The sequence below is a fragment of the Actinomycetospora corticicola genome (genome assembly GCF_013409505.1).
GTDB classification, from domain to species: Bacteria; Actinomycetota; Actinomycetes; order Mycobacteriales; family Pseudonocardiaceae; genus Actinomycetospora; species Actinomycetospora corticicola.
Genome location: NZ_JACCBN010000001.1, coordinates 5651723 through 5666143, shown reverse-complemented (window position 1 = coordinate 5666143; position 14421 = coordinate 5651723). Strand labels below are relative to the sequence as shown.

The 14421-nt window shown below is 74.3% G+C and carries 15 protein-coding genes; 8 read left to right on the top strand and 7 right to left on the bottom strand.

The annotated features are described in order from the left end of the window. Positions 1–38 precede the first annotated feature (38 nt). Positions 39–269 carry a DUF3107 domain-containing protein gene (locus BJ983_RS27625; protein ID WP_179796746.1) on the bottom strand — a complete coding sequence of 77 codons (231 nt, stop codon included), beginning with the start codon at positions 267–269 and terminating at the stop codon, positions 39–41. Between the two features lie 95 nt (positions 270–364). Beyond that, positions 365–1012, bottom strand: coding sequence for a ferritin-like fold-containing protein (locus BJ983_RS27620; protein ID WP_179796745.1), 648 nt, complete (start codon positions 1010–1012; stop codon positions 365–367). Positions 1013–1437: 425 nt separating this feature from the next. On the opposite strand from BJ983_RS27620, the gene BJ983_RS27615 reads away from it, so the two are divergent. The 5 genes from BJ983_RS27615 to BJ983_RS27595 all read left to right on the top strand — a co-directional run bounded on the left by BJ983_RS27615 (position 1438) and on the right by BJ983_RS27595 (position 7443). Beyond that, positions 1438–2979, top strand: a complete 1542-nt coding sequence (locus BJ983_RS27615) for a DEAD/DEAH box helicase (protein ID WP_218890501.1) — start codon at positions 1438–1440, stop codon at positions 2977–2979. A gap of 12 nt (positions 2980–2991) precedes the next feature. After that, complete coding sequence (locus BJ983_RS27610; RefSeq protein WP_179796744.1) at positions 2992–4368, top strand: Rv3212 family protein; 1377 nt, start codon at positions 2992–2994, stop codon at positions 4366–4368. An 89-nt stretch (positions 4369–4457) separates the two neighbouring features. Further along, positions 4458–5384 carry an alpha/beta fold hydrolase gene (locus tag BJ983_RS27605; protein ID WP_343054382.1) on the top strand — a complete coding sequence of 309 codons (927 nt, stop codon included), beginning with the start codon at positions 4458–4460 and terminating at the stop codon, positions 5382–5384. Continuing rightward, complete coding sequence (locus BJ983_RS27600; RefSeq protein ID WP_179796743.1) at positions 5381–6223, top strand: oxygenase MpaB family protein; 843 nt, start codon at positions 5381–5383, stop codon at positions 6221–6223. Before BJ983_RS27605 ends, BJ983_RS27600 begins: the two co-directional genes overlap by 4 nt. Further along, positions 6220–7443, top strand: coding sequence for an aminotransferase class V-fold PLP-dependent enzyme (locus tag BJ983_RS27595; RefSeq protein ID WP_179796742.1), 1224 nt, complete (start codon positions 6220–6222; stop codon positions 7441–7443). Before BJ983_RS27600 ends, BJ983_RS27595 begins: the two co-directional genes overlap by 4 nt. Here the strand turns inward: BJ983_RS27595 and BJ983_RS27590 are convergent. From BJ983_RS27590 to BJ983_RS27570, 5 genes are all read right to left on the bottom strand, one after another. Then, positions 7427–7957, bottom strand: coding sequence for a hypothetical protein (locus BJ983_RS27590; protein WP_179796741.1), 531 nt, complete (start codon positions 7955–7957; stop codon positions 7427–7429). The genes BJ983_RS27595 and BJ983_RS27590 overlap by 17 nt on opposite strands. Before the next feature lie 37 nt (positions 7958–7994). After that, on the bottom strand, positions 7995–8837 hold the full coding sequence (locus BJ983_RS27585) for a RecB family exonuclease (RefSeq protein WP_179796740.1): 843 nt from the start codon (positions 8835–8837) through the stop codon (positions 7995–7997). A 1-nt stretch (position 8838) separates the two neighbouring features. Further along, positions 8839–9696: a PHP domain-containing protein gene (locus BJ983_RS27580; RefSeq protein ID WP_179796739.1), complete on the bottom strand. Its 858-nt coding sequence runs from the start codon at positions 9694–9696 to the stop codon at positions 8839–8841. Between the two features lie 16 nt (positions 9697–9712). Further along, entirely contained in the window at positions 9713–10222 is a 510-nt protein-coding gene (locus BJ983_RS27575; RefSeq protein ID WP_179796738.1) for a PH domain-containing protein, read from the bottom strand. A gap of 75 nt (positions 10223–10297) precedes the next feature. Beyond that, complete coding sequence (locus BJ983_RS27570; protein ID WP_179796737.1) at positions 10298–10813, bottom strand: MaoC/PaaZ C-terminal domain-containing protein; 516 nt, start codon at positions 10811–10813, stop codon at positions 10298–10300. A gap of 304 nt (positions 10814–11117) precedes the next feature. Here BJ983_RS27570 and BJ983_RS27565 point away from each other — a divergent pair, with 304 nt between their 5' ends. From BJ983_RS27565 to BJ983_RS27555, 3 genes are all read left to right on the top strand, one after another. Further along, positions 11118–12206, top strand: coding sequence for a magnesium and cobalt transport protein CorA (locus BJ983_RS27565; RefSeq protein ID WP_179796736.1), 1089 nt, complete (start codon positions 11118–11120; stop codon positions 12204–12206). A gap of 146 nt (positions 12207–12352) precedes the next feature. After that, the gene (locus BJ983_RS27560; protein ID WP_179796735.1) at positions 12353–13828 is read left to right on the top strand and encodes an MFS transporter; all 1476 of its coding nucleotides are present in this window, start codon (positions 12353–12355) and stop codon (positions 13826–13828) included. Between the two features lie 61 nt (positions 13829–13889). After that, positions 13890–14369 carry a hypothetical protein gene (locus BJ983_RS27555; protein WP_179796734.1) on the top strand — a complete coding sequence of 160 codons (480 nt, stop codon included), beginning with the start codon at positions 13890–13892 and terminating at the stop codon, positions 14367–14369. Positions 14370–14421 lie beyond the last annotated feature (52 nt).

The following is a 14421-nucleotide window of genomic DNA, read 5'->3' as shown; positions in this document are numbered from 1 at the left end:
GCCCTCCCGACCGGGAGTCCCCGTCGTCAGGGACTCCCTCAGCTACCGACCCCGAAGCCCACGCGCCGCACCTCGGAGGGTGCGATCTCCACGTAGGCGATGCGGGTGGCCGGGATGAGGTAGCGGCGGCCCTTGTCGTCGGTGAGCGACAGGGTGCCGCTGCTGCCGGACAGGGCACCGTCGACGAGCTCCGCCACCTCGTCGGGCGTCTGCCCGCTCGAGACGACGAGTTCGCGCGGGCTGTCCGCGACGCCGATCTTGACCTCCACGCGACCCTCCGGTCCTCGTTCCTTGACCTGGCGTCCGCGAGGCTAGACCAGATCGGGCACCCGGGGCGGCCGGGCTCGCTCAGGGCGAACGGGCGCTACAGCCCCAGCGCGGCGACCCGCTTGTTGTGCGCCGACTTGAGGCGCTTGAGCACGGGCGAACGGGTCCCGGTCGGGGCCGGCGCGCCGTCGGACGCCAGCGCCGCCGCCAGGCCCGGTTCGGCGAGGGCCTCGGTCACCGCCACGAGCGCCTCGCCGAGCAGCCGGCGCGCCCACATCGACAGCCGGCCGTGCACCTGCGGGTCGACGCAGGCCTCCCGGATGCGCTCGGCGACGAACGCGTCGTGCCCGGCGTCCGCGATCACCTCGCGGACCAGGTCGGCGTCGCCGCCGTCCAGGCTCTCCAGCGCCTCGGTCTGCAGGTCGGTGACGAGGCCCCGACCCAGCGTCGTCGCGACCAGCGCCTCGGCCCAGTCCCGGCCCGCGACGGTGCGAAGCAACCGGTCGACCCGCTCGACGAAGGGCGCCATGGCGTCCGCGACGTCGACGCCGCCCTCCGCGAGGTGGTCGCGCACCCGTCGGAAGTGGTCCATCTCGACGGCGGCCAGGGTCGCCAGCTCGATGCGCCCCGCGAGGTCCGGCGCGCGCTGCGCGTCCGCGGCGAGCCGGCTGAAGGCGGCGAGCTCGCCGTAGGCCACGAGGCCCAGCAGGGCCCGCGATTCGTCCCGTACGCCGCCGTCGCTCACGGCGCGGAAGCCTACGACCACCCGTCCGGGGAGCGCCCGCGACCGCGACGCGGTGCGGTGGTGGTCGGCACCGGTGGACGGGGCAGGTACCATGAGGGCAGGTCCAGGCCGGTGACACCCCTACCTGACCGATGTGGCCCCACCAGGAGCCGCTCCCCCACGCACGTCGTCGCCGGCCGCGGGCCCTCCCGCTCCCGAGCGGGCCGACCGACGGTCGGCCCCGGAACGGGACGTACCAGCGCGCGCGGGTCTCCCTGGTTCTCCCGCCCTTCTCGCCCGAACACGGCACCGATGCCCGGGCGGAGCGGTCGAGCCAACCGGCACATCTCGCGTGCACCCGCCGCGAGAGAGGCAGACCCCTGAACTCCATCGACACCCCCGAGAACCCCGACGAGGTCACCGAGGTCGTCGCCGACGACCACGGGATGGCCACCACGACGTCGTCGGACGCCTCCCCCACCTTCGCCGAGCTCGGCGTCATCCCGGAGATCGTCGAGTCGCTCGCCGCGAACGGCATCGAGCGCACCTTCGCGATCCAGGAGCTGACCCTGCCGCTGGCGCTCGCCGGCGAGGACGTCATCGGCCAGGCGCGCACCGGCACCGGCAAGACGCTCGGCTTCGGCGTCCCGCTGCTGCAGCGCCTCGGCACCCCCACCGAGGACGGCACGCCGCGCGCGCTCGTCGTCGTGCCGACCCGTGAGCTGTGCCTGCAGGTCGCGAAGGACCTCGAGGCCGCCTCCAAGGGCCTCGGCAGCCGCGTGGTCTCGATCTACGGCGGCCGCCCCTACGAGCAGCAGATCGCCGCGCTGCAGGCCGGCGTCGAGCTCGTCGTCGGGACCCCCGGCCGCCTCCTCGACCTCGCGCAGCAGGGCCACCTGGTGCTCGCCAAGGTCGGTGGCCTGGTCCTCGACGAGGCCGACGAGATGCTCGACCTGGGCTTCCTGCCCGACGTCGAGCGCATCCTCGGCATGCTGCCCGCGCAGCGCCAGACGATGCTCTTCTCGGCCACCATGCCCGGGCCGATCATCACGCTGGCCCGGACGTTCCTCACCCAGCCGACGCACATCCGCGCCGAGCAGGTCGACGCGAGCGCGATCGGCGAGCGCACCGCGCAGTTCGTCTACCGCGCGCACGCCATGGACAAGGTCCAGATGCTCGCCCGCACCCTGCAGGCGCAGGACCGCGGCCCGACCATGGTGTTCACCCGCACCAAGCGCACCGCGAGCAAGGTCTCCGAGGAGCTCGCCGAGCGCGGCTTCAAGGTCGGCGCCGTGCACGGCGACCTCGGCCAGGGCGCCCGCGAGCACGCCCTCAAGGCGTTCCGCACCGGGCGCATCGACGTCCTGGTCTGCACCGACGTCGCGGCGCGCGGGATCGACGTCACCGGCGTCACCCACGTCGTGAACTACCAGTGCCCCGACGACGCGAAGACCTACGTGCACCGCATCGGGCGCACCGGGCGGGCCGGGAAGACCGGCATCGCGATCACGCTCGTCGACTGGGACGACCTGCCCAAGTGGAAGATGATCTCCGACGACCTGGAGCTGAACGCCCCGGAGCCGCCGGAGACCTACTCCAACTCCCCGCACCTCCTGCGCGACCTCGGCATCCCCGCCGACGCGCCCGGCCGGGTGGCGCGTCGTCGTCGGCCCGCCGAGGAGGAGAGCGAGGCCACGGGCGAGCCGGAGCGCAGCGACGCCGTCGAGGAGAAGCCGCGCGCGAAACGCGCGCGCAGCCGCACCCGTCGTCGTGCCGGTGAGGTCGTGGCCGGTCCCGAGGGCGGCGACGACACCGCCGACGAGGCCGCCGTGCCGGAGGAGTCCTCCGCCGCCGGCCCCGACGAGGGCGGGGCCGACGAGGAGGGCTCGGGCCGGTCGCGTCCGCGCCGTCGTCGTCGTGGCCGGGGCCGCGCCCGCAGCGACGCGCCCGAGGGCGAGGCCGTCGCGGTCGGTGCCGACACCGACTGATTTCATCTCGGGGTGAGCAGCGCACCGCCGGAGCAGCGCGAGGGGGCCGGGTCGTCCGACCCGGCCCCGCCCTCCCGGCGGGACACCTGGTGGCCCCGGGCGGAGCGCCGCCGCCGGGGTGACCTGGTGGTGATCGCGCTCATCGTGGTCCTGGCCGTCGTCGGGGTGGTCCTGTTCGTCCGCTCCGGGGACGAGGCCTCGACCACTCTCGAGCAGTTCCGCACGATCCCCTCGCCCGACCAGGCCGCCGTCCCCACCGTCCTGGCCGAGGCCTGGCGGGCCACCGACCCGGTCGGCGCACCGCCCGGGCCGGGTCTGCTCGGCGGGCCGGTGAGCGTCGGGGCCGCCGTGGCCACCGGGCGCACGGAGCCCGACGGCACGGGCGTGGTCACCGGGCTGGACGCGGCCACCGGGGCCGTCGCGTGGGAGTACCGCCGCCCCGACCCGCTCTGCACGCTGGGCGAGGGTTCGGGCGTGGTGCTCGCCCTGTTCCGTACCACCTCGCCGGTGGGGACGTTCTGCAGCGACGTCGCGTCCTTCGACCCCTCGACGGGTGACCGCGGCCCCTCCCGTAACGCCGACGTGCGGCCCGGGACCCGGCTGCTCGCCGACGGCTCCCACGTCACCGCGACCGGGCGGGACTACCTCGAGGTGTGGCGCGACGACCTGGTCGCGACCCTCGAGTACGGCGCCCTCCCCACCCCCGTGCAGAGCGCCCCCCAGCCGCGGGCGCAGTGCCCGCACACCTCGGTCGCGGTCGGCGCGGACGACGTCGCGGTGCTCGAGCGCTGCCCCGGCGAACCGTCCGAGCGGCTCTCCGTGCTGTCCTCGGCCCCGGCCGAGTACGACCGCCCCGAGGACCGCTTCAGCGTGCTCTCCGGTGTGACCGGCGGCCGGTTGGTGGCCACCGCGGAGTCCCGCACGGCCCTCGAGGCCCCGGACGGGACGTTGCGCGTCTACGACGCGGCCGGCACGCCGGTCTCGACCGTGCCGCTCGGCCCGGCCGCCGGCTCGATCCCCGACTCCACGGCCACCGATCCGGCGGGCCAGGGGCTCGGGGCGCGGCTCGCCGGTCCGGTGCTGCTGTGGTGGACCGGCACCGCGACGATCGGGCTCGACCCCTCGACGCTGCTCCCCCGCTGGACCCTGCCCGGCACGCTCGGGCCGGGGGCCGCGGTGCCGACCGGGGTGCTCGGTGCCCCGACGACGGTGCTCGTCCCCGTCGCTGCCGGGCTCGCCCCGGTGGACGCCGCGACCGGCGCGGTGCGGCCGCTGATCCCCGTCGACCGTCGGGCCGACCAGCCCGGGCCGATCGGGGTGGACGTGGTCGGGGCGACGGTGGTCGAACAGCGCGGCGGGACGGTCGTGGGGCTGCGCCCGCCCCGGTGAGGACGACCGGTGACGACGACGGGTGACGACCAGTGGGGGCGGCCGGTGAGGACACCGCGACGTCACCGTGATGGGGCACACTGACGAGGGTGAGCCACGAGCCCCTCCCCGTGCGGGTCGCGGAGGCGCCGCGCGCGAGCGCGCAGCTCACGCCGCACCGGGCGGAGCGGGTGGAGCTGCCGGGGCCGCTCGTCGCGCTGCGCGCCGAGGCCCGGGCCCGCACGCCGGACGAGGCGTGGGACGCGGTCGCGGTGCTGGTGCCCGGTTACTCGGGCTCGAAGGAGGACTTCGCGCCGCTGATCGACCCGATCGCGGACGCCGGGATCGGGGTCCTCGCGCTGGACCTGCCGGGGCAGTTCGAGTCGCCGCCGCTGCCCGGCGAGCTCGACCACCGGGCGAGTTCCCTCGGGGCGCTCGTGGCGCGGATCGTGCGCGACGAGGTCGACGCCGGACGCACCGTGCTGCTGCTCGGGCACTCCTTCGGCGGGCTGGTCGCGCGGGCGGCGGTGCTGGCGGGCGCGCCGGTGCGCGGCCTCACCCTCATGGACACCGGGCCGGGCGAGCTGCCGATGGGGCCGCGCCGCACCCGTCTCGACGTCCTGGAGCCCGTGCTGCGTCGGCGCGGACTCGAGGCGGTCGTCGCCCTGCGCGAGGAGGCGGGCGACTGGGAGGCGGCCTCCCCCGCCGTGGCGGGCTTCCTCAAGCTGCGGCTGCAGCGCTCCTCGCCGGTCGCGCTGCTCGGCATGGGCGACGCGCTGCGCAGCGAACCGGACCGCGTCCCGGAGCTGGTGGCCGCCCTGCGGGGCCGTCGGCTCGCGACGCTCGTGGTGTGCGGGATGCACGACGACGCCTGGCCGGTCACCACCCAGCGCACGATGGCCGACCGGCTGGAGGCGGAGTTCGCGGCCGTGGCCGGGGCGGCGCACTCGCCGAACGTCGAGAACCCCGTCGGTCTGCTCGACGTCCTGGTGCCCACGTGGCGGACCTGGCTCCGCGAGGACACCCTGGAACCATGACGGATCTCCCGCGGGACCCGGCCCTCGGTTACTTCGGGCCCGGGAGCGTGACCTGGAAGGTGATGGCCGACCCGGCCGCGGGTCCGGGCGGGATCGCCGCGCTGTTCACCCAGGCCCTGCACCCCCGCGCGCTCGCCGGTGTCGACCAGCACTCCGACTTCCGCACGCAGTTCTGGCCGCGCCTCGCGCGCACCGCGCAGTACGTGATGACGGTGACCTACGGCCCGCGGGACGAGGTCGACCGCATCGCCGGTCACGTCCGCCGCGCCCACGAGCACGTGCGCGGTGTCGACCCCGTCACCGGCCGGACCTATGCGGCCTCCGAGCCCGACCTGCTCCGCTGGGTCCACGTCACCGAGGTCCACGGGTTCCTCGACGCCGTGCAGCGCGCCGGGGGCGGGCTCACCGACGCCGAGGCCGACCGGTTCCTCGCCGAGCAGGTCCGGGCCGCCGAGCTGCTCGGCGCCACCGACGTGCCCGCCTCCCGCGCCGAGGTCGACGCCTACTTCGAGGCGGTGCGCCCGGAGCTGCGGGCCTCGTCCACGAGCCGCAGCGGTGCCCTGCGCCTGCTCGCGCCGCCGATGCCGGCGAAGGTCGCGCTGGCCACCCCGGCCCGCCCCGCCTGGGCCGCCCTCGCGACCCTCGGCTTCGCGCTGCAGCCCCGCTGGGCCCGCCGGATGCACGGCCTGCCCGGGCTCCCGACGACGGATCTCGCGGCCGGTCTCGCGATCCGCGCGTTGCGGTCGACCGTCCTCACCCTGCCCGAGACCTGGCAGCGCGGCCCCGTGGCGCGCGAGGCGCTGGCGAAGGAGAGGGCGATGCTCGGGGACGCGGCGTGACCGACCTCGACGGCCTCGCCGACCGCGCACGGGAGCTCGACGCCACCGACCCCCTCGCGCGCTGCCGGGACCGCTTCGTGCTCGGCCCGGAGACCGCCTACCTGGACGGCAACTCGCTGGGTCGTCCGCTCACGGTCACCGCCGACGCCCTGGCACGGTTCGCCCGCGAGGACTGGGGCGACCGGCTCATCCGCGGCTGGGACGAGCAGTGGGTGGCGCTGCCGACCGAGCTCGGGGACCGGCTCGGGTCGGTGCTGCTCGGAGCGGCACCGGGCCAGACGATCGTCGGCGACTCGACGAGCGTGCTGCTCTACAAGCTCGCCCGCGCGGCCGTGGACGCCGCGCCCGCGGAGCGCGACGAGATCGTGCTCTCCGACGACGACTTCCCGACCGACCGCTACCTGCTCGAGGGCATCGCGGCGGAGACCGGTCGCACCCTGCGCTGGATCCCCACCGACCGGGCCGGCGGGGTCCCGCCCGAGCAGGCCGCCGCGGCGATCGGGCCCCGCACGGCCCTCGTCGTGCTCTCCCACGTCACCTACCGCTCCGGGTACCTCGCGGACGCGGCGCCGATCACCGGGCTCGCCCACGACGCCGGCGCGCCCGTGCTCTGGGACCTCTGCCACTCGGTCGGTTCGGTGCCGGTCGACCTCGACGGCTGGGGCGCAGACCTCGCCGTCGGGTGCACCTACAAGTACCTCGGTGGCGGCCCCGGCTCCCCCGCCTTCGCCTACGTCGCGACCCGCCACCACGGGGTGCTGCGCCAGCCGATCCAGGGCTGGTTCGGGCGCCACGACCCGTTCGCCATGGCGGCGGGCTACGAGCCGGCCGCCGGCATCCGGCAGTTCCTCTCCGGCACGCCGCCGGTGCTCGCCACCGTGCCGCTGCAGGTGGGGCTGGACCTGTACGCGGAGGTCGGGATCGACGCGGTGCGGACGAAGTCGGTCGGCCTGACGGCGTTCGCCGTCGAGTACGCCGACGCCCTCGGCCTCGAGCTCGCCTCCCCCCGCGATCCCGATCGTCGCGGCGGGCACGTCACCGTGCGGCACCCGGACGCCCGGGCGCTGGTCGCGGCGCTGTGGGAACGCGGCGTCATCCCCGACTTCCGGGCGCCCGACGGAGTCCGCATCGGGCTGAGCCCGCTCTCGACGTCCTTCGCCGAGGTGGCGGCGGGGTTCGAGGTGCTCTCCGAGGTCGCGGGGCTCAGGCCCACCAGTTGAGGTAGAGCACCACCAGCACCGTGACGGGCACGGCCGCCGCGGCGACCGTGGCCGCCCACACCGGGGTCCGGCGCCAGGCCGCGACCCCGGTGGCCGCGAGCGCCACCACGGCGCCGCTGACGTGCCCCACCACGACGCCGAGCCCGGGCCCGACCGCCCGCAGCACGAGGGGTGCCACGACGACGACGAGCGCGAGCACCATGAGCCCGCCGGTCAGCACCCGGGCGACCTCCACGAGCCGCATGAGCGCCGTGGGGCGGTGCCGCCCGATCGGACGTCCGAACGCGCCGGTCCGGGGCGCGGACGCCGGCAGCGCGGACGGCAGGGCCTGCAGGTGCCGCGGCGTCGCCGGGTGCGGCAGGGTCGGCCCGTCGGACGGCGCGGGCGCCGGCCGCTCGATCGGCGTCCCCGGGGCCGGTGTGAACGCGCGGTCCATGGCCGCCCAGCCCTGCGGCGGCGTCGGGTCGTCCGCGGGGACCGGGCTCGACCAGTCGTCCGGCTGTCGGGCGCTCATCTCGTCCTTCCTCGGGCGGCGGTGGGCGCGGGCGCGGTCACGGGGCGAGGAACGACCACGACGGCAGTGACGCCGACGCGGCCCGACCCTCGGGGCAGCTGCGACGGAAGTCGCAGCGCGTGCAGCCGGGGCCGGTCGTCGGCGGGAACAGCGCCTCCGGATCGCCGCCGCGGGTCAGGGCGTCGGTGGTGTCCGCCATGGCCCGGGCGTCGGTCTCGGCGGCCCGCCGGTGCCGCGCCAGGGACGTCTCGTCGTGCTCGGCGACGGCCACCGTCCCCGACGGCGGGTGGTGCAGCTCCACCCGACGGCAGGTCCGGCGCAGCGTCCGCGCCGCCGCCAGGGCGTACAGCGCGAGCGCGCGGGACCCGTGGGCGTCGGAGACGGTCGGCACGTGGCGACCGGTCTTGTAGTCGACGATCACGGCCTCGCCGGCCGGCCCGGCGTCGATCCGGTCGACCCGGCCCTCGGCGACGATCCCGCCGGCCGGCGCCGTCACCCGACGCTCGACCCCCAGGGGCTCGCCGACCTCGGTCTCGGCCACGTACCGGGCCACCCACTCCTGGGCCCGGCCGCGGTACTCCCCGGCCTGGGCCTCGTCGCGGAACCCCTCGGAGGACCAGAGGGTGTCGACGAGGCGGGCGGCGGCCGCCGGGGACCGGCGCGCGGGCGGGGCCTCGTAGACCGCGCGGAACACGTTGTGGACCACGGCCCCGAGGGTCGCGTGCGCCCAGGCCCCACCCCGCGGCGGGGTCGGCCGGTCGAGGTAGGTCATGCGGTAGCGGCGGCGGCAGGCGTCCCAGGTCGCCAGCCGTGCGGGGGTCACCCGGACCAGCGGGAGGGGCATGTCCGCCAGACTCAGCTGCCCGCTCACCGGCCCCATCCTAGGTGCCGCCGGTGATCACTCCCGCGCCGGTGGCCCCGTCGAGCAGGGCCTCGAGCTGATCGGGGGCGGTGGTCGCCGCCGCGATCGGGATCTCCTTGCGCGTGCCGTGGTAATCGCTCGATCCGGTGACGACGAGGCCGAGCTCGCCCGCGAGGCCGCGGAGGCGTTCCCGGTCGGCCGGCGTGTGGTCGGGGTGATCGACCTCGATGCCGGCGAGTCCGCGCCCCGCGAGGTCGGCGATGACCGACTCCTCGATCACATCGCCCCGGGTGCGGGCCCACGGGTGCGCCCACACCGGCACGCCGCCGGCGGCGCGGATCGTCGCGATCGCCTCGTCGATCGGGGTGTCGGCCTTCGGCTCGTAGTACGGCCCGTCCTTCGCGAGGAAGGTGCGGAACGCCTCGCCGACCGAGCCGACGACGCCGAGGTCGAGCAGCGCCTGCCCCACGTGGGGGCGGCCGAGGGGTGCCCCGGTGCGGTCCGCGATGGCCTCCGGGTCGATGTCGTACCCCGCGGCGCGCAGCCGACCGGTCATCACCCGGATCCGGCGCAGCCGCTCGCCCCGCAGGCGCTCCTGGTCGGCCAGGACGGCGGGATGGTCGGGGTCGAACAGGTAGCCGAGCAGGTGGGCCGGGACCCGGCCACCCCTGCCGTCGGGAGCCTCGGTGGAGAACTCCGCGCCCCGCACCAGGCGCACCCCCGAGGGCACGGCGTCCGCCGCCGCGGCCCAGCCGGCCGTCGTGTCGTGGTCGGTGAGCGCGAGCGTCGTCACGCCCGCCGCGGCGGCGAGCCGGACGACGTCGGCCGGGTCGTCGGACCCGTCGGAGGCGTTCGAGTGGAGGTGGAGGTCGATCATGCCGATCCGAGCCGGCTCAGGGCCGGGACGGGGTCTGGCGCTTCTCCCCGAACACCAGCTCCGAGATCGCCTCGTAGAACTCGTCGGGATCCGGCATGTAGCTGATCCGGCTCAGCGCCTGGATCTGTCCGGCCGACTCGATCACCAGCGTGCCGTAGCCGAGGATGCGGCCCATGAAGGTGCGCTCGAAGGTGAGGTCGGTGACCTTCCCGAGCGGCATCATGCCGACCTTCTGCGTGAAGACGCCCTCGGCGAGCATCACGCGCTTGTCGGTCATGACGACCTTCTCGACCCACCACTCGCTGATCTTGTAGGACGCCTTGATCAGCACGAGCAGGGCGCCGTACCAGAGCATGTTCGACAGCACGGGGCCCTCGGGCAGCACCGCGGCGGCGATCATCAGGATGATCACCAGCACGGCCGCCTGGACGACCTCGTTGACGATCACGAACCAGTGCCGCCGGAAGCGGATGACCCGCCGTTCGGTCGGCAGGACGTACTCGTCGATGTCCCGCGGTGCCAGCACGGCGGTCCTCCCCTGTCAGCGCCCGGAGTGAGCGTAACCCGCGCGGCGCCGACGGGAGGACCACCTCGCCGCGGCTCAGCGCTCCTGCGGCACCGGGCGGCCCGGCTGCTCCAGGGCGAACTGCTCCTCCGGGGTGTCGGCCACCGGCCGCTTCGGCACCATGACCTTGCGCCGGTAGATGCAGACGACCACGCCGTCCTGGTTGTAGCCGATCGTCTCGACTCCGACGACGCCGCGGTCGTTCTTCGACGACGACTCCTTCTTGTCCAGCACCGTCGACTCGCCGTAGATGGTGTCGCCGTGGAACACCGGCTTCACGTGGCGCAGCGACTCGACCTCGAGGTTGGCGATCGCCTTGCCCGAGACGTCGGCGACCGACATGCCGAGCAGCAACGAGTACACGTAGTTGCCGACGACGACGTTGCGGCCCTGCTGGGTCCCGGACGCGTAGTGGTTGTCCAGGTGCAACGGGTGGTGGTTCATCGTGATGAGGCAGAAGAGGTGGTCGTCGTACTCGGTGACCGTCTTGCCGGGCCAGTGCTTGTACGTCGCCCCGACCTCGAACTCCTCGAAGTACCGACCGAACTGCACGTGTCCACTCCCTGAATTCACTCGACGACGGCGACGTCGCACGTCACTCCCACGGCGGCGGCCGCGGGCCGAGTCGTAGGATGGACCATCGGTGCACGGCGCGGACCAGCACGAACGCGTGAGCCGTGCGACATGGATCGAGACAGGAGGTGGACGTGGACTCCCCCGAGCAGGCAGCCGACACCCCCGGCGGAAGTACCGGCCGCGTCCCTTCGCGGCCGTCTCCACGCCCCTGAGCGGGCGTTCCGGCCCGGGGCGACGCGGAGAGCCGTCCTCCGCCACGACCCGAGAACCGAGGTCACCCATGCCCGCCCTCCCCTCGCTGCGCACGGCCGCCCGCGTGCGCCGTCCCCGCGCCCTCGACACCGGTGTCGGCGTCCCGCACGTGCCCATGTCCGCCTTCGTCGTCGACTGCGCCATCTACGTGGACGGCCGCCGGGTCGAGGGCCGGTGGAACCCGCGCGACGCGATCGCCGAGGTCCGCAGCCGCGGTGAGGGCTTCGTCTGGATCGGCCTGCACGAGCCCGACGCCGAGCAGATCGAGGACATCGCCGAGGTCTTCGGGCTGCACCCGCTCGCCGTCGAGGACGCGGTGCACGCCCACCAGCGCCCGAAGATCGAGCGCTTCGACGACATGCTGTTCTCGGTGTTCAAGACGATGCGCTACGTCGCGCACGCCTCGCCGACCACCGCCAACGAGATCGTCGAGTCCGGCGAGCTGATGTGCTTCGTGGGGCGCGACTTCGTGGTGACCGTCCGCCACGGGCAGCACTCCGGGCTGCGCCGCGTGCGCCGGATGCTCGAGGAGGACCCGGAGCACCTGGCCCTCGGGCCCGCCGTCGTGCTGCACGCGGTGGCCGACCACATCGTCGACGCCTACCTCGACGTCTCCGCCGCGGTCGAGGGCGACATCGACACCATCGAGGCCGAGGTGTTCGCGCCCTACTCCGACTTCTCGGCCGACCAGATCTACCTGATGAAGCGCGAGGTCCTCGAGCTCCGTCGGGCCGTCGCGCCGCTGGTCAACCCGCTGCGGCGGCTCACCGAGGGCTACTCGCCGCTGGTGCCGACCGAGGTGCGCAGCTACTTCCGCGACGTCGACGACCACCTCGCCACCGTCGCGGAGCGGGTCTCCCAGTTCGACGAACTGCTGACCACGCTCGTCGACGCGGTCCTCGCGAAGATCACGCTGCGCCAGAACAACGACATGCGCAAGATCACCGCCTACGCCGCGCTGCTCGCGGTGCCGACGATGTTCGCCGGCATCTACGGCATGAACTTCGACTACATGCCCGAACTGCACTGGAGCTTCGGCTATCCGCTCGTGGTCCTCGTGATCCTCGGGATCTGCGGATGGCTCTTCCGCACCTTCCGTCGGAACCGGTGGTTGTAGGACATTCCGGACGACGGGTTGCGCCGGGCGGCGCAACCCGGCCCACCTGCCGTCGGGAACGCGATTGGAACCGCCGGATCGGGGGCACCTCCGCCGTCGTGTAGCTGGGCTCACCAACGGTCCGGCGGTGGCGCGAGGGGGTTCTCGTGACGGCGACCCATCAACCGGGGAGCGTCCGCTCCCTCATCCCCGCCCGGATCGACCGGTTGCCCTGGTCGCCGTTCCACACCCGCATGGTGGTCGCGCTCGGGACGGCCTGGATCCTCGACGGCCTCGAGATCACGATCGCGAGCAACGTCGGTGACAAGCTCACGGACTCCTCGCGGCTCGGCCTGTCCGCGACCGCGGTGGGCGGGCTCGCGACGGCGTACCTGATCGGTCAGGTGGTCGGCGCCCTGGTCTTCGGCCACATCTCCGACCGGCTCGGCCGCCGACGGCTGTTCATGATCACGCTGGCGATCTACTTCGGCGGGTCGGCGCTCACCGCGTTCACGATCGGGTCCGGCGGCGCGGCGATCGCCTTCATCTACCTGACCCGGTTCATCGCAGGGGCGGGCATCGGCGGGGAGTACGCGGCGATCAACTCGGCGATCGACGAACTCATCCCGGCGTCCTACCGCGGGCGCGTGGACATCGCGGTCAACGGCACCTACTGGGCGGGCGCCGCGATCGCCGCGGTCGTCCAGGTCCCGCTGCTCTCCGGCGCCCTCTCCCCCGCGATCGACTGGCGCGTCGCGTTCCTGCTGGGCCCGGTCCTCGGCCTCTCGATCCTGTTCCTGCGCCGGAACCTCCCCGAGAGCCCCCGCTGGCAGATCATGCACGGCCGCGGCGACGAGGCCGAGGCCTCGATCTCCTACATCGAGCAGGAGGTCGAGGCGGGCGGGAAGCCGCTGCCCCCGGTCGACGACCGCAAGGCCATCGAGATCACCCCCACCGAGGAGACCGGGTACCTCGCGTTGTTGCGCGTGCTCTTCCGGACCTACCCGGGCCGCTCCACGCTCGGGGCGACGCTGATGATCACGCAGTCGTTCCTCTACAACGCGATCTTCTTCACCTACGCCACGGTGCTCGGCACCTTCTTCGGCGTGCAGGACACGGCGCTCTACTACATCCCGTTCGCGATCGGGAACTTCCTCGGCCCGCTGCTCCTCGGACCGCTGTTCGACTCGCTCGGGCGCAAGCCGATGATCTCGGGCACGTACCTGCTCTCGGGCAGCCTGCTGGTGGTCTCGGCGTTCCTGTTCCGGGCCGGGGCCCTCACCGCGACCACCCAGACGATCGCCTGGTGCGTCATCTTCTTCTTCGCCTCGGCGGGCGCCTCGGCCGCGTACCTCACCGTCAGCGAGATCTTCCCGATGGAGGTGCGGGCGAAGGCCATCGCGGTCTTCTTCGCCATCGCGCAGGGCTTCGGCTCGATCGCCCCGTTGTTCTACGGCTCCCTGATCGACAAGAACGCGCCCGACCCCTCGAAGCTGTTCCTGGGCTACATCGTCGGCGCCGTGATCATGATCGTCGGAGGACTCGTGACCCTCGCCCTCGGGGTGAAGGCGGAGAACCAGTCGCTCGAGGACGTCGCGACCCCGCTGTCGGTGGTCCGCGCCTCGGGGGCGGCGAGCCCCTGATCCCCGTTCCCGCTCGCTTCCCGACGGCAGGTCCGGGCCCGGCCTGGCAGCATCACCCGGCGTGAGCAACCTCGCTGGGCCCGACCAGCCGGCGCCGCCCGGCTGGCGATCCCACCAGCACGTGCAGCGCTTCGTCACCCCGGCGTCGCGGGACCGGGTCTGGGCGTGGCTGAACGACCCGGCGACCTTCACCGGCACCCAGATCCCGCCGTGGCGCGTGGAGTTCCTGGGCGGCGGCTTCGGCGAGGGCGTGGTGACCACCCACCACGGCCCCGGCCTGCACTTACCGGGCGTGCTGGGCGAGATCCGCGAGGGCGAGCACCGCGACCTGCAGTACCTCTACGGCGCGTACGCGATCTCGTTCCGGCTGCTCCGCCCGACCCGTCTGTGGATCGGGGTAGCCGACGCGCCGGGCGGCGGCACCGAGGTGGAGCTGCGCATCGACGCGCACGTCCACCCGCGGATGCTGCGGCTCTGGGCGTTCTCGCAGCGCCTCTTCTGGCGCCGCTTCCGGTCGTGGACGGCGAAGGCGACGGCCTGAACGCGACCGTCGACCGTTGCGGGGTCCGAGGTTCACACCAGGCACGCCGGAC

Excerpts from the sequence above, each read along its gene's own strand:
- BJ983_RS27590 (WP_179796741.1), bottom strand. The coding sequence starts at position 7,957 with ATGAGCGCCCGACAGCCGGACGACTGGTCGAGCCCGGTCCCCGCGGAC.
- BJ983_RS27615 (WP_218890501.1), top strand. The coding sequence starts at position 1,438 with ATGGCCACCACGACGTCGTCGGACGCCTCCCCCACCTTCGCCGAGCTC.
- BJ983_RS27585 (WP_179796740.1), bottom strand. The coding sequence starts at position 8,837 with ATGGGGCCGGTGAGCGGGCAGCTGAGTCTGGCGGACATGCCCCTCCCG.
- BJ983_RS27600 (WP_179796743.1), top strand. The coding sequence starts at position 5,381 with ATGACGGATCTCCCGCGGGACCCGGCCCTCGGTTACTTCGGGCCCGGG.
- BJ983_RS27580 (WP_179796739.1), bottom strand. The coding sequence starts at position 9,696 with ATGATCGACCTCCACCTCCACTCGAACGCCTCCGACGGGTCCGACGAC.
- BJ983_RS27565 (WP_179796736.1), top strand. The coding sequence starts at position 11,118 with ATGCCCGCCCTCCCCTCGCTGCGCACGGCCGCCCGCGTGCGCCGTCCC.